The sequence below is a fragment of the Oleiphilus sp. HI0117 genome (assembly GCF_001635235.1).
In genome coordinates this window covers 1-1,576 of the sequence record NZ_LWGA01000576.1, presented here as the reverse complement: position 1 = coordinate 1,576, position 1,576 = coordinate 1, and the positions used below count along the sequence as shown (strand labels likewise).

Below are 1,576 nucleotides of genomic sequence, written 5' to 3'. Positions count from 1 at the left end.
GCGCAATAAATGCCAAGTCATCCTGCATGGATTTATAACTCGGGTTGAGCAGGATCGGTTTGCATTTGAAGTAGCCCAACAATGCAACGGCAACACAACGGTACTTGCGTTGCCGTATTCTGGATAGCTCCGCAAGTTCTTTATCATTTAGCGCGAAGTAAAACCGCTGATAAGACTCGTTGAAGGAAGGAACGCTGTATAAATCCTCGATTTCCGCGGCAGTGAGAATTGATAGCCGTTTGTCTCTGCTCATTCTTTGACCTAAAGGTCAAAGTGTTGATTTGCACCCAAAACTGACCCACTAAAGCCATATATTTGCATCGAATTTTGACCCACGTATAAACCTATCCCTGCTTCAGCAAAGCAGGAGAAAATGGAGTGATAGACGTGGCTCTACTAAGCGTAATTCGACGCTGGCATATTCGGGAGGGACAATCGATTCGATCGATTGCTCGGAAGACCGGATTGTCACGAAATACTGTTCGTAAATACCTCAATAATAGAAATTTAGACCCAAGCTACCCTGCAAGGAAGTCGCCGAGTAAGCTGGATGACTACGAGAAGACCTTAACCTGCTGGCTTCACCGTGAGGTGAAAAAGCATCGAAAGCAGCGTAAGTCAGTCAAGCAGCTATACCAGGATTTAGTACAACTGGGTTACACCGGTTCCTATGATCGTGTTGCTGCGTTTGCACGGCAGTGGCGACAAGAGCAACATGAAGCAAAGAGCACTGCCGCTAAGCGAGTCTATGTTCCACTGACTTTTGCACCAGGCGAAGCATTCCAGTTTGATTGGGGCGAAGATTTCGCCACGATCAATGGTCGGAAGTGCTGCCTTCAAGTTGCTTACTTCAAGCTAAGCAATAGTCGAGCTTTCTTCCTGCGAGCTTATTACAAACAAACGCACGAGATGCTGTTTGATGCACACAATCATGCATTTCGGGTCTTTGGTGGCGTGCCTGAACGCGGCATCTACGACAACATGAAGACTGCTGTGGATAAGGTACGATCAGGTAAACAGCGCGATGTTAATCGCCGATTCCAAACGCTAGTCAGTCATTATCTGTTTGAAGCTGAGTTCTGTAATCCAGCTGCAGGTTGGGAGAAAGGCCAAGTCGAGAAAAAGGTGCGAGATGCTCGGCATCAGTTATGGCATACCGCTCCCAAGTTCAAGACTCTCGAAGAACTTAATGCTTGGCTTGAACGCCAATGTATTGAACTGTGGCACCGCCAAAAACACCCAGAACAATCCAATCTAACGGTTGCTGAATGCTGGCGACAAGAACGGCCATGTTTAATGCCTGTCCCAGCGCCATTCGATGGCTATGTAGAAGAGACTAAGCGAGTCTCTTCTACATGCTTAATTACGTTCGAGCGTAACCGCTATAGTGTCCCGGCAAGCTTTGCTAACCAGCATGTGAGTCTTCATGTTTATGCAGCTGAAATCGTTATCGTTGCCGAAGGCAAGGAGATAGCAAGACATAGACGTATCTTCAATCGCAAGCATGATGCAGGTATCACCAAGTATGAATGGAGACATTATCTAGCCGTGGCTCAACGCAAACCAGGAGCACTGC

2 protein-coding genes are annotated in these 1,576 nt (G+C 47.1%); one reads left to right on the top strand and one right to left on the bottom strand.

What is annotated here, in order from left to right; all coding sequences use genetic code 11:
- On the bottom strand, nucleotides 1-253 hold a 253-nt coding region (locus A3757_RS06295; protein ID WP_156506229.1), incomplete at its 3' end, for a DUF4158 domain-containing protein.
- Between the two features lie 125 nt (nucleotides 254-378).
- On the opposite strand from A3757_RS06295, the gene istA reads away from it, so the two are divergent.
- Nucleotides 379-1,576, top strand: a 1,198-nt coding sequence (gene istA, locus A3757_RS06290; RefSeq protein ID WP_156506228.1) for an IS21 family transposase, incomplete at its 3' end; no start/stop codon positions are given.